Annotated in this window: 23 protein-coding genes; 8 read left to right on the plus strand and 15 right to left on the minus strand. The window is 61.6% G+C overall.

Annotation, left to right across the window (positions count from 1 at the left end; genetic code table 11):
- Positions 1-176: 176 nt before the first annotated feature.
- On the plus strand, positions 177-530 hold the full coding sequence (locus QMX97_RS04160; protein WP_065905463.1) for a hypothetical protein: 354 nt from the start codon (positions 177-179) through the stop codon (positions 528-530).
- Positions 531-675: 145 nt separating this feature from the next.
- On the opposite strand, the gene QMX97_RS04165 is transcribed toward QMX97_RS04160, so the two are convergent.
- The 8 genes from QMX97_RS04165 to QMX97_RS04200 all read right to left on the minus strand — a co-directional run bounded on the left by QMX97_RS04165 (position 676) and on the right by QMX97_RS04200 (position 9,015).
- Positions 676-1,380 (minus strand): YoaK family protein, encoded by a 705-nt coding sequence (locus tag QMX97_RS04165; RefSeq protein WP_201144577.1) that lies wholly within the window; start codon positions 1,378-1,380, stop codon positions 676-678.
- A 69-nt stretch (positions 1,381-1,449) separates the two neighbouring features.
- Complete coding sequence (locus QMX97_RS04170; protein ID WP_282396135.1) at positions 1,450-3,072, minus strand: ATP-binding cassette domain-containing protein; 1,623 nt, start codon at positions 3,070-3,072, stop codon at positions 1,450-1,452.
- Positions 3,073-3,196: 124 nt separating this feature from the next.
- Positions 3,197-4,246: a DNA topoisomerase IB gene (locus QMX97_RS04175; protein WP_065905461.1), complete on the minus strand. Its 1,050-nt coding sequence runs from the start codon at positions 4,244-4,246 to the stop codon at positions 3,197-3,199.
- A 78-nt stretch (positions 4,247-4,324) separates the two neighbouring features.
- The gene (gene modC / locus QMX97_RS04180) at positions 4,325-5,404 is read right to left on the minus strand and encodes a molybdenum ABC transporter ATP-binding protein (RefSeq protein WP_282396136.1); all 1,080 of its coding nucleotides are present in this window, start codon (positions 5,402-5,404) and stop codon (positions 4,325-4,327) included.
- 5 nt (positions 5,405-5,409) lie between these two features.
- The gene (gene modB / locus QMX97_RS04185; RefSeq protein ID WP_065905459.1) at positions 5,410-6,090 is read right to left on the minus strand and encodes a molybdate ABC transporter permease subunit; all 681 of its coding nucleotides are present in this window, start codon (positions 6,088-6,090) and stop codon (positions 5,410-5,412) included.
- Complete coding sequence (gene modA / locus QMX97_RS04190) at positions 6,091-6,849, minus strand: molybdate ABC transporter substrate-binding protein (protein ID WP_065905458.1); 759 nt, start codon at positions 6,847-6,849, stop codon at positions 6,091-6,093.
- Between the two features lie 119 nt (positions 6,850-6,968).
- On the minus strand, positions 6,969-8,027 hold the full coding sequence (locus QMX97_RS04195) for a nitronate monooxygenase (protein ID WP_120448672.1): 1,059 nt from the start codon (positions 8,025-8,027) through the stop codon (positions 6,969-6,971).
- 109 nt (positions 8,028-8,136) lie between these two features.
- Entirely contained in the window at positions 8,137-9,015 is an 879-nt protein-coding gene (locus QMX97_RS04200) for an alpha/beta hydrolase (protein WP_282396137.1), read from the minus strand.
- 174 nt (positions 9,016-9,189) lie between these two features.
- Between QMX97_RS04200 and QMX97_RS04205 the strand changes: the two genes are divergently transcribed.
- Positions 9,190-9,780 (plus strand): ABATE domain-containing protein, encoded by a 591-nt coding sequence (locus QMX97_RS04205; RefSeq protein WP_065905455.1) that lies wholly within the window; start codon positions 9,190-9,192, stop codon positions 9,778-9,780.
- Here QMX97_RS04205 and ada read toward each other — a convergent pair.
- The 4 genes from ada to QMX97_RS04225 form a co-directional block, all read right to left on the minus strand.
- The gene (gene ada / locus QMX97_RS04210; protein ID WP_106803781.1) at positions 9,777-10,823 is read right to left on the minus strand and encodes a bifunctional DNA-binding transcriptional regulator/O6-methylguanine-DNA methyltransferase Ada; all 1,047 of its coding nucleotides are present in this window, start codon (positions 10,821-10,823) and stop codon (positions 9,777-9,779) included. The genes QMX97_RS04205 and ada overlap by 4 nt on opposite strands.
- A gap of 75 nt (positions 10,824-10,898) precedes the next feature.
- Complete coding sequence (gene alkB / locus QMX97_RS04215; RefSeq protein WP_106803782.1) at positions 10,899-11,564, minus strand: DNA oxidative demethylase AlkB; 666 nt, start codon at positions 11,562-11,564, stop codon at positions 10,899-10,901.
- A 3-nt stretch (positions 11,565-11,567) separates the two neighbouring features.
- Positions 11,568-11,735, minus strand: a complete 168-nt coding sequence (locus QMX97_RS04220; RefSeq protein WP_098467678.1) for a hypothetical protein — start codon at positions 11,733-11,735, stop codon at positions 11,568-11,570.
- A gap of 25 nt (positions 11,736-11,760) precedes the next feature.
- Positions 11,761-12,063, minus strand: a complete 303-nt coding sequence (locus tag QMX97_RS04225; RefSeq protein WP_065905452.1) for a DUF1883 domain-containing protein — start codon at positions 12,061-12,063, stop codon at positions 11,761-11,763.
- Between the two features lie 212 nt (positions 12,064-12,275).
- Between QMX97_RS04225 and QMX97_RS04230 the strand changes: the two genes are divergently transcribed.
- The 4 genes from QMX97_RS04230 (at position 12,276) to QMX97_RS04245 (ending at position 14,657) form a co-directional block, all read left to right on the plus strand.
- Complete coding sequence (locus QMX97_RS04230; protein ID WP_065905451.1) at positions 12,276-12,626, plus strand: hypothetical protein; 351 nt, start codon at positions 12,276-12,278, stop codon at positions 12,624-12,626.
- Positions 12,627-12,789: 163 nt separating this feature from the next.
- A complete protein-coding gene (locus tag QMX97_RS04235; RefSeq protein WP_282396140.1) occupies positions 12,790-13,437 on the plus strand; it encodes a c-type cytochrome in 648 nt (215 codons plus the stop codon).
- Entirely contained in the window at positions 13,434-14,348 is a 915-nt protein-coding gene (locus QMX97_RS04240; protein WP_282396141.1) for a c-type cytochrome, read from the plus strand. Before QMX97_RS04235 ends, QMX97_RS04240 begins: the two co-directional genes overlap by 4 nt.
- A gap of 78 nt (positions 14,349-14,426) precedes the next feature.
- On the plus strand, positions 14,427-14,657 hold the full coding sequence (locus QMX97_RS04245) for a hypothetical protein (protein ID WP_065905448.1): 231 nt from the start codon (positions 14,427-14,429) through the stop codon (positions 14,655-14,657).
- Between the two features lie 11 nt (positions 14,658-14,668).
- Here the strand turns inward: QMX97_RS04245 and QMX97_RS04250 are convergent, their stop codons facing one another.
- Both QMX97_RS04250 and QMX97_RS04255 read right to left on the minus strand, forming a co-directional pair.
- Entirely contained in the window at positions 14,669-14,950 is a 282-nt protein-coding gene (locus tag QMX97_RS04250; RefSeq protein ID WP_065905447.1) for a hypothetical protein, read from the minus strand.
- A 144-nt stretch (positions 14,951-15,094) separates the two neighbouring features.
- Positions 15,095-15,280: a hypothetical protein gene (locus QMX97_RS04255; RefSeq protein ID WP_016969599.1), complete on the minus strand. Its 186-nt coding sequence runs from the start codon at positions 15,278-15,280 to the stop codon at positions 15,095-15,097.
- A 309-nt stretch (positions 15,281-15,589) separates the two neighbouring features.
- Here QMX97_RS04255 and galU point away from each other — a divergent pair, with 309 nt between their 5' ends.
- Entirely contained in the window at positions 15,590-16,429 is an 840-nt protein-coding gene (galU, locus tag QMX97_RS04260) for a UTP--glucose-1-phosphate uridylyltransferase GalU (protein ID WP_003173830.1), read from the plus strand.
- A 105-nt stretch (positions 16,430-16,534) separates the two neighbouring features.
- A complete protein-coding gene (gene gorA / locus QMX97_RS04265; RefSeq protein WP_282396144.1) occupies positions 16,535-17,893 on the plus strand; it encodes a glutathione-disulfide reductase in 1,359 nt (452 codons plus the stop codon).
- Here gorA and QMX97_RS04270 read toward each other — a convergent pair whose 3' ends face one another.
- On the minus strand, positions 17,894-18,901 hold the full coding sequence (locus QMX97_RS04270; protein ID WP_282396145.1) for a DNA-binding protein: 1,008 nt from the start codon (positions 18,899-18,901) through the stop codon (positions 17,894-17,896). It lies immediately after the preceding gene.

An 18,901-nucleotide genomic window follows, 5' to 3' on the forward strand; every position in this document is an offset into this window, starting at 1 on the left:
CGGGAGAGCGGGCAGAAGGGAGACTTCTTAAAAATGAGCCTGCCGACTATAGGCGGCGCGATCGCCCCTCACAGTGAAACTAAATTCATGCTGCGTGCGGGGCAGGTTTCTGCCTGGCTTTCGCCTCGACGGTTCCGCTAATGGTAGAGTCGCGTTTTTTTCCAAGGAACGATGGCATGCACAAGGTCGTAATAGGCGCATTGGTACTGGCCGCCCTGGCCGGTTGCGCGGGCTCGAAGATGAAAGAGGCGCGCGCCGGCAACCCCTACAAGACCATGACCTCGGACAAGGCCACCCTGGTTGTTGCCGAGTGCATTCAGTTCGGTTGGCAGGATGAAAGTGTGTTTGGCGTCGACGCCGGCGGCTTCAAGGAGCCCACCGGAGCGGGTGGTTTTACCGTCTACACCACCGCTGGCGATTACTTTGTCGACGTGCTGAGCGCCGGCGCCGGATCGACCGTCAAGTACTACGCAGCGCAAGACAACATGCCGGCCAAACGCCGCCTGGCGGCCCTCGCGACCTGTCTGTAATCCATTGCCTTAGTGCTTTTAGGAATCGCCCGGCGGGACAGCCGCCGGACATTCGCTTATGATGCACGCGCTCGCCCGACATGATGGCTCTTTACCAGTACACGGACGTCGAGGCCTAAACGTCGGGCGAGCATCCTTTCAACCCTTAGCGCGGCATAAAACCCAGGTGCCAGCGACGGGGAATCTTCAGCGACACCAACCCCAGCACCCCCGCCAATGCGCCGCTGACCCACAGCGCCCGCAGGCCCAGCTGTTGTTCCAGCAGCGCGCCAATCACCGCGCCGATAAACATCCCCGCCCATGGAATCAGTTGCACCCGCCAGCCGTTGCGGCGTTCGCCGAGCATCCAGCGACCCAGACCACGCCCGAAGCGTGACAGCGCTCCGGTGACGTAGGTGAGGCCCACCGGCAAGCCGTTGACCTCTTCCACTGCCGCATTGAGCATGCCCATCGCGATGATCGCCGCCAGCAGCGCGGGCAACGTGTCGGCGAAGGGCAGCAGCGCGCCGCCGCAGAGCAGGGCGGCAATGCACAACAGCAAAGGCAAGGCATGCCGCCGGCTGAGGCGGCTGACCACCACGCCCAAGGCATTGCCCACCACGAATGTCGCAACCAGCAACAGCAGGCGTGCGGTCAAGCCGAGATCGCCGGCACTGATCGCCACCGCCAGGCGCGTGGTGTTGCCGCTCATGAACGACACAAAGTCACCGCTGGCCATGAAGCCGATGGCGTCGGTCATGCCCGCCAGTACCGACAGGCTGGCCACCAGCATCAGGCCGACGCGACCCCGCCAGCGCTGTTGATGGGCGAGTGCGGCATTGGCGAAGGGCTTGCGCGGCGAAGGCAGCATGGGGCCGGGTTCCTCGGTGAGATTATCCGGCCACTACCGTAGGACGCTTTGCGGCGCCATGCAATGACCTCAGACACTCTCCAGGCGCCACCCCTCCGGCTGCCAGCGTAAATGATGCGTCGGCCGGATTGCCTGCACGAACGCCGGGTCATGCGAGACCACCAGCATCGCCCCGTCGAACCCCTGCAGCGCCTGCTCGAAGGCGAGCACCGATTCCAGGTCAAGGTGGTTGGTAGGCTCGTCGAGCAACAGCAGCTGCGCGGGCGTTGCTCGCCACAGGGCAATCGCCATCGCGGCCTTCAAGCGCTCGCCGCCGCTGAGTTGACCGGCCGGCTGGGTGACCCGTAATGCATCCAGTTGCAGCAAGGCCAGGCGCGTGCGCAACTGGGCTTCGGCCAAGGGGGTGTCGAGCAGGTTGAGTTGGTCGATGATCGAGCGTTGGTCGTCGAGCAGCGCCAGATGCTGGTCGATGTAGGCGCTGGGTACCGGCACTGAACATTCGCCCCTGACCGGCTGCCACATTCCTGCCAGCACTTTGAGCAAAGTGGATTTTCCACAGCCGTTCGGTCCTTGCACCGCCACGCGCACCGGCCCGATCAAATCGAGTGTCAGCGCCGGCTGTGCCAGCCAGGGTAATTGAACCTCGGCCAAGGCAATCACACGGCGGCCATTGGGTACTGCCGAGCCGGGCAAGGCCAGCAGGGTCGGTGTTTCGTCCTCGACGCGCGCGTAGGCCTCGCGCACCTGATCATCCAGCTCGCTTTTGTGCGCGTGATGCGCCCTGCGCACGGTACTGACGATTTCGGTGGCGGCGCCTTTCCAGCGCGCCTTGGTAAAGCGGTCGACATTGGCCGTCTCGGCATGTTTGCGCGAGCGCGCGGCATTGCGCTGCAGGCTGTCATGATCCTTTTGCAGGCGCCGGCGTTCGCGGCTGCGCTCCAGGCGCGCGTGTTCCAGCGCGGCGATGGCGGCGTGCTGTTCGGTGTCGCGCTGCAGGCGATAGGCAGCATAGTTGCCGCCATACACCTGAGTACCGAGCGGCGACAGCTCAATGATGCGCCCGAGGGTGTTGAGCAATTGCCGATCATGGCTGACCACCACCAGGCCGCCGCGCCATGCCTGCAGCACCTGCAACAGCCAGGTGCGGCCGTCGCCGTCGAGGTGGTTGGTAGGTTCATCGAGTACCAGCAGTTGCGGTTCCGCGAGCATCGCACCGATCACCGCGACTCGCGCCAGCTGGCCACCACTGAGCTGATCGGCGCGCGTGTCAAAACCAAGCGCGGCCAGGCCTGCGGCGTCCAGGGCGGTGCGCAGACGTTCGGCCAGGTCCCACCGATCATCGATCACCTCAAGATCATCGACCCGCGCCACGCCCGCCGCCATACGCGCCAGGGCCGCAAGGGGCTCGGCGGTGCCGGTGATAGCGGCGACGGTTTGCCCCGCATTCACCACCACGGCCTGCGGCACGTAAGCCACGCGAGCCGAACAGTCGAGCGAACCGGAGGAGGGGGGCAATACCCCGGCGATCAATTGCGCGAGGATGCTTTTGCCGCGGCCATTGCGCCCGACGATCCCCGTGTGGGTGTGATCGATGGACAGGGACAGGTCGTGCAGCAAGGTTTCGCCATTGGCGAATTGGAAGCTCAGGTGTTGCAGTGAAACCAGGACGGGCAGCCGGTTGACGTCAGTCATCAGCACCTCCAAAAAAATGTCGGACAGGCCAACAAGCACGCCAGGCGGCTCGTTGCAGATACATTTTGGAAGGCTTAGTAGTTCACGTCGGCGGTCATCCCGGGCGTCAGAAGGGAGGCAAAGCCTAACCTGCCTTGGCTTTTTCTGGCAAGTCGGCGCTCAGTTTCTCCAGGAACATGGCTAGCGCAACCTCCTCGGCTTTCAAACCTTTGCGCAGGCGCGGCTTGGGCAGGCGGGACAGTTCACCCAGGCTGAAATGCTCCAGCACGGCCGGGTGGATATAGCACTTGCGACACACGGCCGGGGTGTTGCCGAGTTGCTTGGCGACATCCTTGACCATCGCCACCACATGCCGTTTGGCGTCGGATTCCGGCTGCCATTCCAACTCGCGCAGCACTGCCAGCGCCATCGCGGTACCGGCCCAGGTGCGGTAATCCTTGGCGGTGAAATCGGCGCCGGTGAGGCTGTGCAGGTACGCGTTGACGTCATGCGAGCTGACCGTGTGGCGCTCGCCGTCCTCGTCCAGGTACTGGAACAGGTTCTGCCCCGGCAACTCCAGGCAGCGCTTGACCACTGTGGCCAGGCGCCGGTCCTTGACGCTGACCTGGTGCTCCACGCCGCTCTTGCCGCGAAACTGGAACTGGATCTCACTGCCTTTGATGTCGACATGGCGGTTGCGCAGGGTGGTCAAGCCGTAGGATTTGTTGTCCCGCGCGTACTGGGTATTGCCGACGCGGATCAAAGTCGCATCCAGCAGCATCACCACGGTAGCCAGGACCTTCTCGCGGGTGAAACCGGGCTCGGCCAATTGCGCTTCGAGTTGCTTGCGCAGTTTGGGCAGGGCGTTGCCGAATTCCTGCAGGCGTGAATATTTGTCGGTGTCACGCACTTCGCGCCAGCGCGTGTGGTAGCGGTACTGCTTGCGTCCACGCGCATCGCGCCCGGTCGCCTGTAGATGGCCGCGCGGGTCGGCGCAGATCCACACGTCGGTGTAGGCCGGGGGCACCGCCAGGGCGTTCAGGCGCTTGATCTCGTCGGCATCCTGGATGCGTTCGCCCTTGGCATCGAAATACTGGAACTTGCCGCGCAGGCGCTTGCGGCGGATGCCGGGTTGGGTGTCATCAACGTAATGCAGGTCGCGGGGCAGGTCGGCGGGCAGCGCGGAGTCGGGCATGGTGCAGGTTCCTTGGCAACAGATCAGGCCGGTATTCCTGATTGACCGCAGCCGTTTGCGGTCGTGCCAAAAGGTTTTTTACGCGAGCACCGCCACCGCCTTGATCTGTGCCCACAGTCGCTGGCCCGGGTGCAGTTGCAGTTGATCGCGGGAGAACCGCGTGATCCGCGCGAGCAGCGGCGTGCCATCGGCTTCCAGGCGCACCAGCACGTGGGCACTGTTGTCTGCCGGGATTTCCTGGGTGACCGTCACCGGCAGGCGATTGAGGATGCTGCTGGCTTCCTCGGCTTGCAGGCTGAGGCTCACATCTCGCGCCTGCACCTTGACCCGCAACGCCTTGCCCAGTGCCAGCGGCGCATGCGCCACGCGCAGGTGCTGGGCACTGTCCGGCAGTTGCAGCGTGAGCAATTGGTAATGATCGTCGTAGGCGCTGACGCTGCCGTTGATGACCACGCCTGCGTCGTCGCCCAGCGCCATCGGCAGGTCGAGACGCGCCAGGGTTTCGCCAATCGGGCCGCTAGCCAGGGCCTTGCCGTCGCTGAGCAGCACGATGTGATCGGCCAGGCGCGCGACTTCATCCTGGGCATGGCTGACGTACAGCACCGGGATGTCCAGTTCATCGTGCAGGCGTTCCAGGTACGGCAGGATCTCGCCTTTGCGCTTGCTGTCGAGCGCGGCCAGCGGTTCGTCCATCAACAGCAGGCTTGGGCTGGTCAGCAATGCACGGGCGATGCCGATGCGCTGGCGTTCACCGCCGGACAAGTGCTGGGGATGGCGATCCAGTAGATGGCTGATCCCGAGCAATTCGCTGGCCTGGGCCATATCGACCCGCCGCTGCGCGCGCGGGATGCGCTTGAGGCCAAACTCCAGGTTCGCCCGGACCGACAAATGCGCAAACAGGCTCGCCTCCTGGAACACGTAGCCAAGGGCCCGTTTGTGCGGCGGCACGAACAGCCCGGTGCGGCTGTCCTGCCAGACTTCATCGTTGATCTGCACAAAGTCCTCTTCGGCACGCTCCAGCCCGGCGATACAGCGCAGGCAGGTGGTCTTGCCGGAGCCGGAATGCCCGTACAACGCGGTCACGCCGCGTCCGGGCAAATGCAGGTCCACGTCCAGCGCAAAGCCTGCGTATTTCACATTGAGGCGCACATCAATCATCGGTATCAGCTCCAGCCCATCTTGGATTTACGGCTGGAGTAGAGCGCCAGCAACACGAGGAACGCGAACACCACCATGGAGCCGGCCAGCCAGTGGGCCTGGGCATATTCCATGGCTTCGACATGGTCGTAGATCTGCACCGAGACCACGCGGGTCTTGTCGGGGATATTGCCGCCAATCATCAGCACCACGCCGAATTCGCCGACGGTATGCGCGAAGCCGAGGATGGACGCGGTGATAAACCCCGGGCGTGCCAGGGGCAGGATCACGGTGAAGAAGGTATCCCACGGGTTGGCGCGCAAGGTCGCTGCCACTTCCAGCGGGCGTGTGCCGATGGCGGAGAAGGCGTTCTGCAACGGCTGCACCACAAACGGCATGGAATAGATCACCGAGCCAATCACCAGCCCGGCGAAACTGAAGGTCAGGGTACCCAGTCCCAGCCATTGGGTGAACTGGCCGAAGTAGCCATGGGGGCCCATCGTCAACAGCAGGTAGAAACCAATCACCGTCGGTGGCAGCACCAACGGCAAGGCCACGACTGCCCCAATGGGGCCGCGCCACCAGGAGCGGGTGCGCGACAACCACAGGGCAATCGGAGTGCCGATGACCAGCAGGATCACGGTGGTCAGTGACGCCAGTTTGATGGTCAGCCAGATAGCGGAAAAATCGGCACTCGACAGTGGCATTTACTGGGCCAGCTCGTAGCCGTAGGACTTGATCACCGCAGCGGCTTTCGGGCCCTTGAGGTACTCGACCAGGGCTTTGGCAGCGGCGCTGTCCTTGCCTTTGTTGAGGATCACTGCGTCTTGCTTGATCGGGTCATGCAGGGACGCCGGCACGATCCAGGCCGAACCGCTGGTGACTTTGCCGTCCTTGTAGATCTGCGACAGCGCGACGAAACCCAGCTCGGCATTGCCGGTGGAGACAAACTGATACGCCTGGGTAATGTTCTGGCCTTCGACGATCTTGTCCTTGACCTTGTCGGTCAGGCCTTCTTTGGCCAGCACTTGGGTCGCAGCGAGGCCGTAAGGTGCAGCTTTCGGGTTGGCGATGGACAGGTGCTTGAATTGGTTTTTCTTCAGCACTTCGCCCTTGGCGTCGACGTAACCTTCCTTGGCCGACCACAATGCCAGGGTGCCCACGGCGTAGGTAAAGCGCGAGCCTTTGACGGTGTCGCCTTCGGTTTCAAGTTTTTGCGGGGTAGTGTCGTCGGCACTCAGGAACACTTCGAACGGCGCGCCGTTCTTGATCTGGGTGTAGAACTGCCCAGTGGCCCCGTAGGCTGCGACCAGCTTGTGGCCGGTGTCTTTTTCGAAATCGGCGGCAATCGCCTGGATCGGTGCGGTGAAGTTGGCGGCAACGGCCACCTGGACTTCATCGGCGTGGGCCGAACCGAAGGCGAGGGCGGCGACCAGCATGGCCAGGCGTGAGGCGTGAATCTTCATGAAGCAGCTCCTTGAGGATTGTACGGCTTGTTATAGGGAGAAGGCTTAACCGCTATGTATGGGAATATATAGCGGTTGGCCATTGCCGGTACAGTGCAAAGTTGCTTCAGCTGTTGCCGCTAGTTGAGCTTGGCCAGGGCCTGTTCGGCCAGTTCGCGGGTCAGTTCGTATGTGGGGGTTTCCTTGCCCAGGCGCAACGCCTGGCCCGCCCACAGGTTGCTGAAGCCGGCTTCGTCCTTGGCCTTGAGCGGGATCAACGCGCCGCCGGACGTGGGAAATGCCGGCGCTGCCGGGTTGATCGCCCCCAATTCACGCATCACGCGGTTGACGATGCCTCGCGCCGGGCGGCCGGTGAAGAGGTTGGTCAATGCGGTTTCGCTGGCCTGGGCAGTGCGCAATGCATGGTGGTGGGAGGCGCTGACGTTGGCTTCAGGGGTGAACAGGTAGGCGGTGCCGATCTGGACGGCGGATGCACCGAGGGCAAATGCCGCGACAATCCCGCGCGCATCCCCAATCCCTCCGGCGGCAATCACCGGCACGCTGACGGCGTCGACGATTTGCGGCAGCAGCGCGAACAGCCCGATCTGGGTATTGAGGTCGTCGCTGAGAAACAACCCACGATGGCCGCCGGCCTCGATGCCCATGGCGATGATGGCGTCGCAGCCGTGCTGTTCCAGCCAGATCGCTTCTTCAACCGTGGTGGCAGACGACAGCACTTTCGCGCCGGTGGCTTTTACCCGGTCCAGCAGAGATTTTTCCGGCAAGCCAAAGTGAAAACTCACCACCTCGGGGCGAAACGTTTCGACCACCTGGCACGCGGCTTCGTTGAACGGCTCACGGTTGGACACCGGTGTCGGCGCATCGAAATCGGCGCCCAGTTCGCGGTAGTAGGGTTCCAGCAGCGCTTTCCAGCGTTTGTCACGGGCGGCGTCGGCCGGGGGCGGCTGGTGGCAGAAGAAATTCACGTTGAGTGCGCGCGTGCTGGCTTGGCGGATAGTGCTCAGAGCCTCGCGCAGTTGCTCGATGCTCAGCGCCGCAGCAGGCATCGAGCCCAGTGCGCCGGCGTTGCTGGCGGCAATCACCATGGCGGTGGTGGTAGCTCCCGCCATCGGGGCCTGAATGATGGGTACGTCGATGCCCAGCAGGTCGAGAATGCGCGTGTCTGGCCAGGTGCTCATGGGGTGCGTCTCCAGCGATAGTGAGGCTTTGCGCTGTTTTAGCAGGGCCCTTGGCACCCGGCCAGTCTGTTTTATTCACTGGACGAAGCGGGCGTTTCGTGGTGCGCCATCAGTTGATGGCATCCCCCAGGACGGCATGGATACGCTCGGCGATACGGCTGGCATGGGTTTCCAGGGCAAAGTGGCCGGTATCCAGCAGTTCGACTACCGCGTTCGGGTTGTCGGTTTTATACGCGTGGGCGCCAGGCGGGATGAAGAACGGATCGTTCTGGCCCCAGATCACCAGCGTCGGGACCTGAGTGGCCCTGAAGAATGCCTGGAAGGCCGGGTACAGCGTGAGGTTGTTGCGGTAGTCGAGGAACAGGTCCAGCTGGATTTCGTCATTGCCGGGACGCTGCATCAGCAACACGTCGAGCATGTAGGACTCGGGGGCAACCCATTCCGGGTGGTCTACACCGTGCAGGTATTGGTAGCGCGTGCCTTCCAGGCTGATTACCGCATTGCGAATCACCTCGCGATTAGCCTGGCTCGGCTCGGCCCAGTAAGCCTGGATCGGAGCCCAGGCAGCACCCAGGCCTTGCAGGTACGCGTTGCCATTTTGCGAGACCAGCGCGCTGACCCGCCCTGGGTGCGCGACTGCCAGGCGCAGGCCGACCGGTGCGCCGTAATCGAAGACGTACAGCGCGTAGCGGCTCAACGCCAACGCATCGACAAAATCCCCCACGGTAGTCGCCAGGTTGTCGAAGCTGTAGACGTACTCGCGTTCATCCGGCACCTCGGTGAAGCCGAAGCCGGGCAGGTCCGGCGCGATCACCCGATAACGGCTTGCGAGCAGCGGGATCAGGTTGCGGTACATATGCGACGAGCTGGGAAAACCGTGCAACAGCAGGATCACCGGGGCGCCAGGGTCGCCGGCTTCGCGGTAGAACATGCGTACGCCATCGACGTCGACGTGATGGTAGTGAACAACTGGGGCATGCGTGGTCATGGTGAGTACGCCTCTTGTAACTTGATAAAATTGATATACGGGTTACCGTGTTAAAAAGCTGCGCTTAAAAATGTAACCTGTCAAATTGTTTTATCGGGTTAGCTGTTTGTCGTGAGTAACTATCCTAACGAGCCAATAGCGGTTACCATTCCAGCGCTCTCAAGAGGATCGACCATGGCCATTTCCCCACCCCCTGCCGTCCCGCTGGAACCCTACGTGCTCGCCGATGACCCGGTGCTGGACATGCTCAACACGCGCGCCAATGTCGATGGCCAGCCTTTCGAGTTCTGGCAACACGATGCGGATGTCGAGCGCTGGCTGGTGCGTCTGGGATGGGCCGAGGAGGGTCGCGTGCCGACGTTCGAACACGGGGCTTTGCTCGCGGCGGCCTTGAAGTTGCGTGAAGTGATTCGGCTGTTACTCGAACAGCGCAAGGCCGGTACGCAAGGCGACCCCGAGCCCCTCAACGGTTTCCTGCGCAAGGCCGTGAGCCATCCGCAATTGGCGTGGCCGGCGCCCGGTGAACTGCGGCTGGAGCGTCAGCGCAAACTGCAAACCGCTGAACAATTTCTCGCACCGATTGCCGAGGCGGCTGCGGGTTTGCTGGTGGGTGGGGATTTCAACCTGATCCGTACCTGCGAACATCCGGAATGCGTGCTGTGGTTTTACGATCGCACCAAAGCCCACAAGCGCCGCTGGTGCAGCATGGCGTTGTGTGGCAATCGGCATAAGGTTGCGCAGTTTCGCAAGCGCCAGTCGCTCTAGACTTCGCTTTCGCGCGCAAGCAACTGGCGTTTACGCTCGACGCCCCAGCGGTAGCCCGACACATCGCCATTGCTGCGCACCACGCGATGGCAGGGGATCGCCACCGCCAGGCTGTTGGCCCCGCATGCTTGGGCCACCGCACGAAACGACTTGGGTGCGCCGATACGCTCGGCGATCTGCGCATAGCTGGCCGTGCTGCCCACCGGAATCTCGCGCAGCGCTTGCCAGACCCGTTCCTGAAACGCCGTGCCGCGCAGGTCCAGCGGTAAGTCCAGGCCCAGCGCGGGTGCCTCGATAAACCCCACCACCCGGGCGATCAGTTGCTCGAAACGGCGGTCGGCGCCGACCAGGTTGGCCTTGGGGAATTGATCCTGCAGGTCACGCACCAGTGCGTCCGGATCATCTCCGAGCAGAATAGCGCACACGCCGCGCGTGCTTTGCGCCACCAGGATGGCGCCCAGCGAGCATTGGCCGACGGCGAACAGGATCTCGCTGTTGGTGCCGCCGGCCTTGTAGTCGCTGGGCTTCATACCGAGCAACCGGTTGGCCGACTCGTAAAAGCGGCTGTTGGAATTGAAGCCTGCGTCGTACAGCGCGTCCGTCACCGAATGCTGGCCCTTGAGCCCGTCGCGCACTTTGCGTGAGCGGTGGGCGCTGGCGTAGCCCTTGGGGGTCAGGCCGGTCACGCTTTTGAACACGCGGTGGAAATGAAAAGCGCTGAGGCCGGCCTGCGCCGCCAGCGTGTTGAGGCTGGGCGCGGTGTCGGCCGACTCGATGTGCCTGCACGCATCGGCCACCACTTGCGCGTGGTGCGCGGCCAATTGCGTCTGGTCGCCGGCCGCGCGTTTGCTCGGGCGATAACCGGCCGCCTCGGCGTGCGCGGCAGTGTCGAAGAACTCGATATTTTCCGGACGCGGCAACCGCGAGGCGCTGCTGGGGCGGCAATACACGCCGGTGGTCTTCACGCCGTAGACGAACAGCCCATCAGCCTTCGGGTCGCGGGCGAGAATGGCAGCCCAGCGCGGGTCTTGTTCGGTAGTCATGCTCGGCACTCTTGACGGATTCTGGCCAGATTAGCCCTGCCGCGACGGCCTGGCACTCCGAAGCTTGCGGTCAAATCATCCGGCGGCGCGAAAGGTCAGGTTGATGCGCTGCGGGCCCATGACCGGATGCACGCCTTCCTTGATCGGCAGCACCCCGTGAAAGCGCAGGCGATCGACGCCGCCCCAGACCACCACGTCGCCATGGAACAGCGAAATCTTCTGGGTCTTGCCGCTGCGTTCATGGCCACCAAACAGGAAAATCGCTGGCAGCCCCAGGGAGACCGACACCACCGGTTCACTGTAGCGGCGTTCGTTTTTGTCCTGGTGCAGGGACATCTTTGCGCCGGGCACATAGCGATTGATCAGGCAGGCATCCGGCCTGAAGTCGACGAAGCCGGCGTCTGCCGCGGCTTCCATGGCCAATTGGCGCAAGGTCTCCGGCATGGACGGCCAGGGCTGCTGACTCCGCGGATCGAGGGGGGTGTAGCGGTAGCCGGTCGCGTCGGTGGTCCAGCCCAGGTCGCCGCAACTGCTCAAGGCCGCCGACATGGTGAAGCCGCCGGGCGTGACCATCTGTCGAAACGGCGATTGCGCCAGCACGCGACGCAGCTCTGGCAGCAGTCGTTCAATCCAGGGCAGGGCGTAGCCCCTAAGGACGTAGGACTCTTCGCCGATCTGCTCGCGCCCAGCCGGTTGCTGCAGGGCGTCATCGGCGAACAGGTCGGCGGTGGGGCCGGGCATGGCTTACAGCGCCTTGCTCACATTGATGTCGGTGATTTCATCACTGGCATCGTGGATTTTGGCCAGGGCTTGTTTGGCTTCCTCCACGCTATTGGTGTGCAGTTGCGCGAATTCGAAGCGGCGTTCGCCGTTGAGTTTGTACTTGATGACGTATTTGGTAGTGGCAGTCACGATCATTTCCTGGAAAGGGTACGGGTCAGCTCAGTTTCGAACTGGTACGGCGCACGATGCGAATCTTGTGGGACAGCGCGGGCTTCTTGGTGACGCTGATCGCGCGGCGCGTGACCACGTCGAGGGTAATGTTCCAGAACCCTGTGCTCGGTGCGGTGATCTTGGCAGGGAATTTATCGAAGGCGCCACCGTGGTAGGTATGGCGGCCGCCATTCTTGAAGCTGCGAAAGTTCGCATCACTCATCAGACGAATATTACAAGTCTGCGAGCATTCGATGACGACAATGTCTCCCTCGTTGAGGTGCTCGCGCTGGTGGATGAATTTCATGCGGGTGTCTCCAGAAGGGCTTTTTCTGAAAAATCAGAACGATACGTAGGTTAAGATGGAGTTTATCAGCCCCAGCGCGTTTATTATCGGCCCGTGTTCGACCGCGTCGACAATTTAAAACAGTTATTTACCGAGTTATCAGGGATAAATCCTACTTGGGCGGGAGAAATTTACCATCCCCGCTGTCGTAGGGTCTTTATCGGAGGTTTTATATGAAGTGGAGTGTGTTGGTTCTGGCCTTGGCGATAGGTGGGTGTGCTTCGGTTGCAGATATCAAGCAGACGCCGCCGACATTGGCTGTCATCTCAGGGAAAAAACCGCAGGAATATGCCGCTTGTGTCGTGCGCAAATTGTCCACCACGCGCCGTCCGCCACAGATCGAGCCGCATAAGGACGGTGTCCAGGTCATCGTGCCGCAGAAGTTCTCGGCGGATCCGTCGGCCATTTTCGAGATCGAAGAGCGCTCCAGCGGCAGCAGCATCAAGCTCTACGAGAGCATGTCCAATGTGCCTATTCGTCCGGGTGACGTGAAGAAGGCTGGCGAAGAGTGCATTTCCGGCTGAAACCGGCCCTTTACCCCGCAAGTTCGAATTCGATAAAAGCCTGACCCTGCCCCTGGCAGCGTCAGGCTTTTTTTTGGGTGTTGTTCCTACGCGTTCATTCCCCTACCATTTGTAGGCTTATGCCATAAATGCCTAAGCATATAACTATAAAAATGGAGTCGTGATGATGTCATTGGAACGCATGCTGATGGGCAGCGCGCTGCTGTTGATGTTGGGCAATGCCCACGCGCTGGAGGGGAACAAGATTTTTACCGAGGGAGGATCGCAGCCGGGCGCCATGCCCTGTGTCGCCTGCCATGGCGCTGACGGGCTGGGCATGGCGGCTGCGGGCTTTCCCCGCTTGGCCGGTTTGCCGGCAGCGTACCTGCGTAAACAGCTGGAAGACTTCAAGCGCGCCAGTCGCAGTCATCCGGTGATGCAGCCGGTGGCGAAAGCCCTGACTGACGCGGAAATCGACGCGGTGAGCCAGGCCTTGGCCGCGATGCCTGCGCCTGCGCCGACCGTGGCGCATCGCAGCGAAATGCCGAGCAACCCCGCGCAGAAACTCGCCCTGCAGGGCGCATGGGAGCGGCAGATTCCGGCTTGTGTCAGTTGTCATGGACCGGCCGGCAGCGGGGTCGGCGATGCCTTTCCGCCGTTGGCCGGCCAGCCTGCGGCCTACCTGAAGGCGCAATTGTTGGCTTGGCAGGGCGGCACCCGACACAACGATCCGAATGATCTGATGGGACACATCGCCAAATCGCTGACGGCAGACGAGGTACAGAGCGTGGCCGAGTATTTCGCGGCGCTCAGCCCGGAGGTGAAGCCATGAAAGCCTTTATGTTGCTCGGAATGCTGGTCGTGTTGCCCGCGCATGCCGCGACCATCGCCATGGAAGACCAGTCGCAACTTCAAACGGCGACCGCCCACCCGCCAGCCGCGCCTTTCCAGCCACCCCAGGAAAGCGAACTGCCTGACAACGCCTACGGCAAGCTGGTCCGGCAAGGCTACGCGTTGTTCGTCGATACCCAGCGGCTCGCGCCACAGTTTGTCGGCAACGGCCTCAATTGCAGCAATTGCCACCTCGACCAGGGACGCCTGGCCAATTCGGCGCCGCTGTGGGGCGCTTATCCGATGTACCCGGCCTATCGAAAGAAGAACGACAAGGTCAACACCTTTGCCGAGCGCTTGCAGGGCTGCTTTCAGTTCAGCATGAATGGTGGTACGCCGCCCGCAGCCGACAGCCCCGAGATCACTGCGCTGTCGGTGTACGCCTATTGGTTGGCCAGCAAGGCGCCCTTGGGCGTCGAGTTGCCGGGGCGCGGCTATCCCGACGTGGCGCAACCGGCCAAAGGTTACGACCTGTCGCAGGGCGCCCAGGTGTACAAAGGGCAGTGTGCGGTGTGTCATGGCGCCGAAGGGCAAGGGCAAAAAGTCGGTGAGAGCTACGTGATGCCGCCGCTCTGGGGTAAGGATTCCTACAACTGGGGCGCGGGCATGCACCGAATCAACACGGCGGCGTCCTTCATCAAGCACAACATGCCATTGGGCAAGGGCGGCAGCCTGAGCGATCAGCAGGCGTGGGATGTGGCGGCCTACGTCAACAGCCATGAACGTCCGCAGGACCCGCGGCTGATCGAGGGTTCGGTGGAGAAAACCCGGGTGAAGTTTCATGCCAATGATGGGGTCAATCTCTACGGGCAAACCGTAGATGGCGTGCTGATCGGGCAGGGCATCCGTTAAACTGTCGGCCATTCACTGCAAAAATGCCGCGCAACCTCTGGGTTTGCGCGGCATTGGTCTTTTCCTGGAAATAATCTCATGAAGCGCGAACACGTCAGAGCTCACCACGCCGAGGGTCAGATCTCGGCCACCCATGTCATCCAGAATCCCGCCGACCTGGGCGAGTGGATCGTATTCTTCAAGAAAAGCGGCGGGCGCAGTTTCTTCCTGGTCGATGATCAGGATGAAGTCGAGTCATTCGAGCGCCTGGATGACCTGATCGAGACCATTCGCGGCCTGGGCATCAAGTTCGCCGAAATCCACATGTAGGGCACGCGTGCCTACTTGCACACCACCACGACGCTGCGGCTCTTGAAGTTGCCGACATCCTTGCCCAGGGTCTTGTCGTCCTCGCTCAGCGCAGGGGTGCCTTCGGTACCGACGATGCGGTAGCCGGTGCCGGCGCAGGACGCATCAGCCTTTTCGTAGCAACTGGCCCAGGAGTTGGCCTCGCCGGAGCAGTCGATGGTCAGGCCTTGTTCACCGTTTTTCAGGTAGACGTCAGAGGTGGTGGTGCAGCCGGCCAGCGCCAGTACCGCAATCAGTGCCAGGATCTTGTTCATGTGGGTTCGTCGTCAAAGGGTGTTGGGAGGGGCGCGCTGACAGTGTCGTTGGGCGTTTTCGGCAGATTATAGCGATCTGCCATCTAGGTACAGACAATCGCAAAAAAGCCCCGTTCAACGGGGCTTCTGGTCGTGTCGCGAGCCTTACTTGCCTTTGGGGCGCTTGCTCGACGCGTGGCCAGCTTCGTCCACAAACACTTCGGCTACCGCAATCGCTTCACGCTCGGTCGCGAACGTCCCTGCGACGCTGTCCCCGTGGAAGTTGATCAAGTGCCAGCCATCCGCTCGCTGAGTGATCAAGTAGCCGTTCACGCCTTTTGGTTCTGACATCTATTAAGAATCTCGTGGTCTGGTTCAAGGGTCTAATGATAGCGCCAAATGTCGCGGGTCAGCGCAAGTTATTCTAGGTCAGTGTTACGGGTTGAAAAGCGTGCTAAAAAGGTTGCAGGCCTTGGTGACGACAAGGTGCAGGCAGTTTTTGCCGTGTTGGTGATAACGCTCTTCGTAAGATAAGCGGAACTTACGCTGACATTTTTTCTCTATGTTGACATCGCAACGCCAGCAGGACCCATTGTAAGGTGACTGCGGCCTGATTAGACTGCGCCGAATTCGTACGCACAGCCCTTTGTAAGGACCCATATGATCAAGAAATGCTTGTTCCCAGCAGCCGGTTACGGCACTCGCTTCTTGCCAGCGACCAAGGCCATGCCCAAAGAGATGCTGCCGGTGGTGAACAAGCCACTGATTCAGTACGGCGTCGAAGAGGCACTGGATGCCGGTCTGAACGAAATCTCCATCGTGACTGGCCGTGGTAAGCGCGCGCTGGAAGACCACTTCGACATCAGCTACGAGCTGGAAAACCAGATCAAGGGCACCGACAAGGAAAAATACCTGGTCGGTATCCGTAAACTGCTCGACGAGTGCTCGTTCTCCTACACCCGTCAGACCCAGATGAAAGGCCTCGGCCACGCCATCCTGACTGGCCGCCCGCTGATCGGTGACGAACCGTTCGCCGTGGTCCTGGCGGATGACCTGTGTGTCAACCTGGAAGGCGACGGTGTGCTGACCCAGATGGTCAAGCTCTACCAGAAGTACCGCTGCACCATCGTTGCAGTCATGGAAGTGAACCCGACCGAAACCAACAAGTACGGCGTTATCGCCGGCGACGACATTGGTGATGGCCTGATCCGCGTTCGCGACATGGTTGAGAAACCAGCACCGGAAGACGCGCCTTCGAACCTGGCGATCATCGGTCGTTACATCCTGACCCCGGACATCTTCAAGTTGATCGAAGAAACCGAGCCAGGCAAAGGCGGCGAGATCCAGATCACCGACGCCCTGCTCAAGCAAGCCAAAGACGGTTGCGTGATTGCCTACAAATTCAAAGGCCAGCGTTTCGACTGCGGTGGCGCTGAAGGCTACATCGAGGCGACCAACTTCTGCTACGAGCACTTCTACAAGACTGGCAAGGCTTACTGATTCACGGTTAGCGTCGCCTGTTCTAAAAAAGCCACCTTCGGGTGGCTTTTTCGTTTTTCAGCCCCATGTAAGTCGGTATGCTGATGTCCTGCCGAGGAGAGTGAAATGGCCTACGATTTTGACCTGTATGTAATTGGCGCCGGTTCCGGCGGTGTTCGCGCGGCGCGTTTTGCTGCGGGCTTTGGCGCCAAGGTGGCCGTGGCGGAAAGCCGCTACCTGGGCGGTACCTGCGTTAACGTCGGCTGCGTGCCGAAAAAACTGCTGGTCTACGGCGCACACTTTGCCGAGGATTTCGAGCAAGCCAGCGGGTTCGGCTGGTCGCTGGGTGAGGCGAACTTTGATTGGGCGACGCTGATCGCCAACAAGGACCGCGAGATCAATCGCCTCAACGGCATCTACCGTAATCTGCTGGTCAACAGTGGCGTGACGCTGCATGAAGGGCATGCGCGCCTGGTGGATCCGCACCAGGTGGAAATCAATGGCGAGCGCTTCACCGCCAAGCACATCCTGATCGCCACCGGTGGCTGGCCGCAGATTCCGGAGATTGCCGGCCGTGAGCACGCAATCGGTTCGAATGAAGCGTTCTTCCTCAAAGAGCTGCCCAAGCGCGTGCTGGTGGTGGGCGGTGGCTACATTGCCGTCGAGTTCGCCGGGATTTTCCATGGTTTGGGTGCGCAGACCACGCTGCTGTACCGCGGTGACCTGTTCCTGCGCGGCTTCGACGGTTCGGTGCGCACGCACCTGAAAGAAGAATTGACCAAGCGCGGCCTGGATCTGCAATTCAATGCCGACATCGAACGCATCGACAAACAGCCTGATGGCAGCCTCAAGGCGACGCTGAAAGACGGCCGTGTACTGGAAGCTGATTGCGTGTTCTACGCCACCGGCCGCCGCCCGATGCTGGACAACCTCGGGTTGGAGAACACCGCGGTGAAGCTCGACAAGCGGGGCTTTGTCGAAGTCGACGACCTGTACCAGACCGCTGAATCATCGATCCTGGCAATCGGCGATGTGATCGGTCGCGTACAACTGACGCCGGTGGCCCTGGCCGAAGGCATGGCCGTGGCGCGGCGCTTGTTCAAGCCTGAGCAGTATCGCCCGGTGGATTACGCGATGATTCCGACGGCGGTGTTCAGCCTGCCCAACATCGGCACCGTTGGCCTGACCGAAGAGGAGGCCAGGGACAAGGGGCGTAAGGTCCAGATCTTTGAAAGTCGCTTCCGTCCGATGAAGCTGACCTTGACCGATTGTCAGGAGAAAACCCTGATGAAGTTGGTGGTCGATGCCGACACCGACAAGGTGCTGGGCTGCCACATGGTCGGTCCGGATGCCGGGGAAATCGTGCAGGGCCTGGCGATCGCGCTCAAGGCGGGCGCGACCAAGCAGCATTTCGACGAGACCATCGGCGTGCATCCTACGGCGGCGGAAGAATTCGTCACCATGCGCACGCCTGTGGCCAACTGATCAGGCGTTGGGTGTTGCCTCTGGCGTCGTCGCAACGACGGCGGCCAGGCGCAACGCCTCTATCGTCGCCTGGGCCTTGATCAGGCCCAGTTCCAGGGTTTTATGGTTGTGTTGCTGTTCGGTCAGCGCGTCCTGGCGTGACTGGCTTTCCAGCACGGCTACGCGCAAACGCTCTTGCAGCAGCGTGCGTTCGCTATCAATCAGGCTGACCTGTTCGCTCAACGCGAGCTGTCGAGCCTGATCCTTGCGGCTTTGCTCCTGCAAGGCGCTCAGCTCCTTCGCCGTGACCCGGTGCTCGATCAATAGCCGCTCATTGTCGCGGTGCAACTGGGTGATTTCATCCTGACGCACCATGGCGCTTTGCTGGGCCTGGCGCAATTCGGCTTGCAGTTGTTGCAGCTGGCCCTCGTGGCGGCGCTGTTCCTGTTCGCGCTGCTCCTTGATGGCGTTGCGGTAGTGCTCCAGCGCATCGCGGGCGTGCAGGTGCTTTTCTTCCAGTGAACGAATCTGTTCGTCCTTGTCATTGATGCGTAGCTCGTAATCGCTGCAGGCCTGGCTGAGCCCGGCGTTGCGGGTTTGCTCGGTCTGCAGGCTGGTGCTGGCGGTTTGCAGGGCTGCGCTTTCTTCCGCCAGGGCGGCGGCCTGGATATCAAATTGCTGCTGGAGCTGGCCTTGGGCTTCTTCAAGTGCCTCTACCTGGGCGAGCAGGGCGGTTTTCTGCTGCTCGAACTGCGCCAAGGCCAGGTCGATGGGCTCCTGGGCCTTGTCTTTCAGGCGCTGGGCCAGGCGCGCGACCAGCTCGCCAAGCTCGTCATCAATCGGCGCCTCGGTAATGGTGAGGCGGCTTTCACTGTCGTCCAGCTCCTTCAAATAGCGATGAATCGTGGTTTTCGAGCCGGTATTGCCCATTTCGATGCGTACTGCATCGATGCTGGGGTTTTCGCCACGGGCGAGGATTGCCAGGCGTGCCGTTTGAACTACTGCTTTGTTGATGCCGCCGCGAGCCAT

Source organism: Pseudomonas sp. PS01298 (assembly GCF_029959745.1).
GTDB lineage: Bacteria > Pseudomonadota > Gammaproteobacteria > Pseudomonadales > Pseudomonadaceae > Aquipseudomonas > Aquipseudomonas aylmerensis.

What these genes read in the sequence shown, in the direction of transcription:
- QMX97_RS04160 (WP_065905463.1), top strand. Translation starts at nt 177, where the DNA reads ATGCACAAGGTCGTAATAGGCGCATTGGTACTGGCCGCCCTGGCCGGT.
- QMX97_RS04165 (WP_201144577.1), bottom strand. Translation starts at nt 1,380, where the DNA reads ATGCTGCCTTCGCCGCGCAAGCCCTTCGCCAATGCCGCACTCGCCCAT.
- QMX97_RS04170 (WP_282396135.1), bottom strand. Translation starts at nt 3,072, where the DNA reads ATGACTGACGTCAACCGGCTGCCCGTCCTGGTTTCACTGCAACACCTG.
- QMX97_RS04175 (WP_065905461.1), bottom strand. Translation starts at nt 4,246, where the DNA reads ATGCCCGACTCCGCGCTGCCCGCCGACCTGCCCCGCGACCTGCATTAC.
- modC (WP_282396136.1), bottom strand. Translation starts at nt 5,404, where the DNA reads ATGATTGATGTGCGCCTCAATGTGAAATACGCAGGCTTTGCGCTGGAC.
- modB (WP_065905459.1), bottom strand. Translation starts at nt 6,090, where the DNA reads ATGCCACTGTCGAGTGCCGATTTTTCCGCTATCTGGCTGACCATCAAA.
- modA (WP_065905458.1), bottom strand. Translation starts at nt 6,849, where the DNA reads ATGAAGATTCACGCCTCACGCCTGGCCATGCTGGTCGCCGCCCTCGCC.
- QMX97_RS04195 (WP_120448672.1), bottom strand. Translation starts at nt 8,027, where the DNA reads ATGAGCACCTGGCCAGACACGCGCATTCTCGACCTGCTGGGCATCGAC.
- QMX97_RS04200 (WP_282396137.1), bottom strand. Translation starts at nt 9,015, where the DNA reads ATGACCACGCATGCCCCAGTTGTTCACTACCATCACGTCGACGTCGAT.
- QMX97_RS04205 (WP_065905455.1), top strand. Translation starts at nt 9,190, where the DNA reads ATGGCCATTTCCCCACCCCCTGCCGTCCCGCTGGAACCCTACGTGCTC.
- ada (WP_106803781.1), bottom strand. Translation starts at nt 10,823, where the DNA reads ATGACTACCGAACAAGACCCGCGCTGGGCTGCCATTCTCGCCCGCGAC.
- alkB (WP_106803782.1), bottom strand. Translation starts at nt 11,564, where the DNA reads ATGCCCGGCCCCACCGCCGACCTGTTCGCCGATGACGCCCTGCAGCAA.
- QMX97_RS04225 (WP_065905452.1), bottom strand. Translation starts at nt 12,063, where the DNA reads ATGAAATTCATCCACCAGCGCGAGCACCTCAACGAGGGAGACATTGTC.
- QMX97_RS04230 (WP_065905451.1), top strand. Translation starts at nt 12,276, where the DNA reads ATGAAGTGGAGTGTGTTGGTTCTGGCCTTGGCGATAGGTGGGTGTGCT.
- QMX97_RS04235 (WP_282396140.1), top strand. Translation starts at nt 12,790, where the DNA reads ATGATGTCATTGGAACGCATGCTGATGGGCAGCGCGCTGCTGTTGATG.
- QMX97_RS04240 (WP_282396141.1), top strand. Translation starts at nt 13,434, where the DNA reads ATGAAAGCCTTTATGTTGCTCGGAATGCTGGTCGTGTTGCCCGCGCAT.
- QMX97_RS04245 (WP_065905448.1), top strand. Translation starts at nt 14,427, where the DNA reads ATGAAGCGCGAACACGTCAGAGCTCACCACGCCGAGGGTCAGATCTCG.
- QMX97_RS04250 (WP_065905447.1), bottom strand. Translation starts at nt 14,950, where the DNA reads ATGAACAAGATCCTGGCACTGATTGCGGTACTGGCGCTGGCCGGCTGC.
- QMX97_RS04255 (WP_016969599.1), bottom strand. Translation starts at nt 15,280, where the DNA reads ATGTCAGAACCAAAAGGCGTGAACGGCTACTTGATCACTCAGCGAGCG.
- galU (WP_003173830.1), top strand. Translation starts at nt 15,590, where the DNA reads ATGATCAAGAAATGCTTGTTCCCAGCAGCCGGTTACGGCACTCGCTTC.
- gorA (WP_282396144.1), top strand. Translation starts at nt 16,535, where the DNA reads ATGGCCTACGATTTTGACCTGTATGTAATTGGCGCCGGTTCCGGCGGT.
- QMX97_RS04270 (WP_282396145.1), bottom strand. Translation starts at nt 18,901, where the DNA reads ATGGCTCGCGGCGGCATCAACAAAGCAGTAGTTCAAACGGCACGCCTG.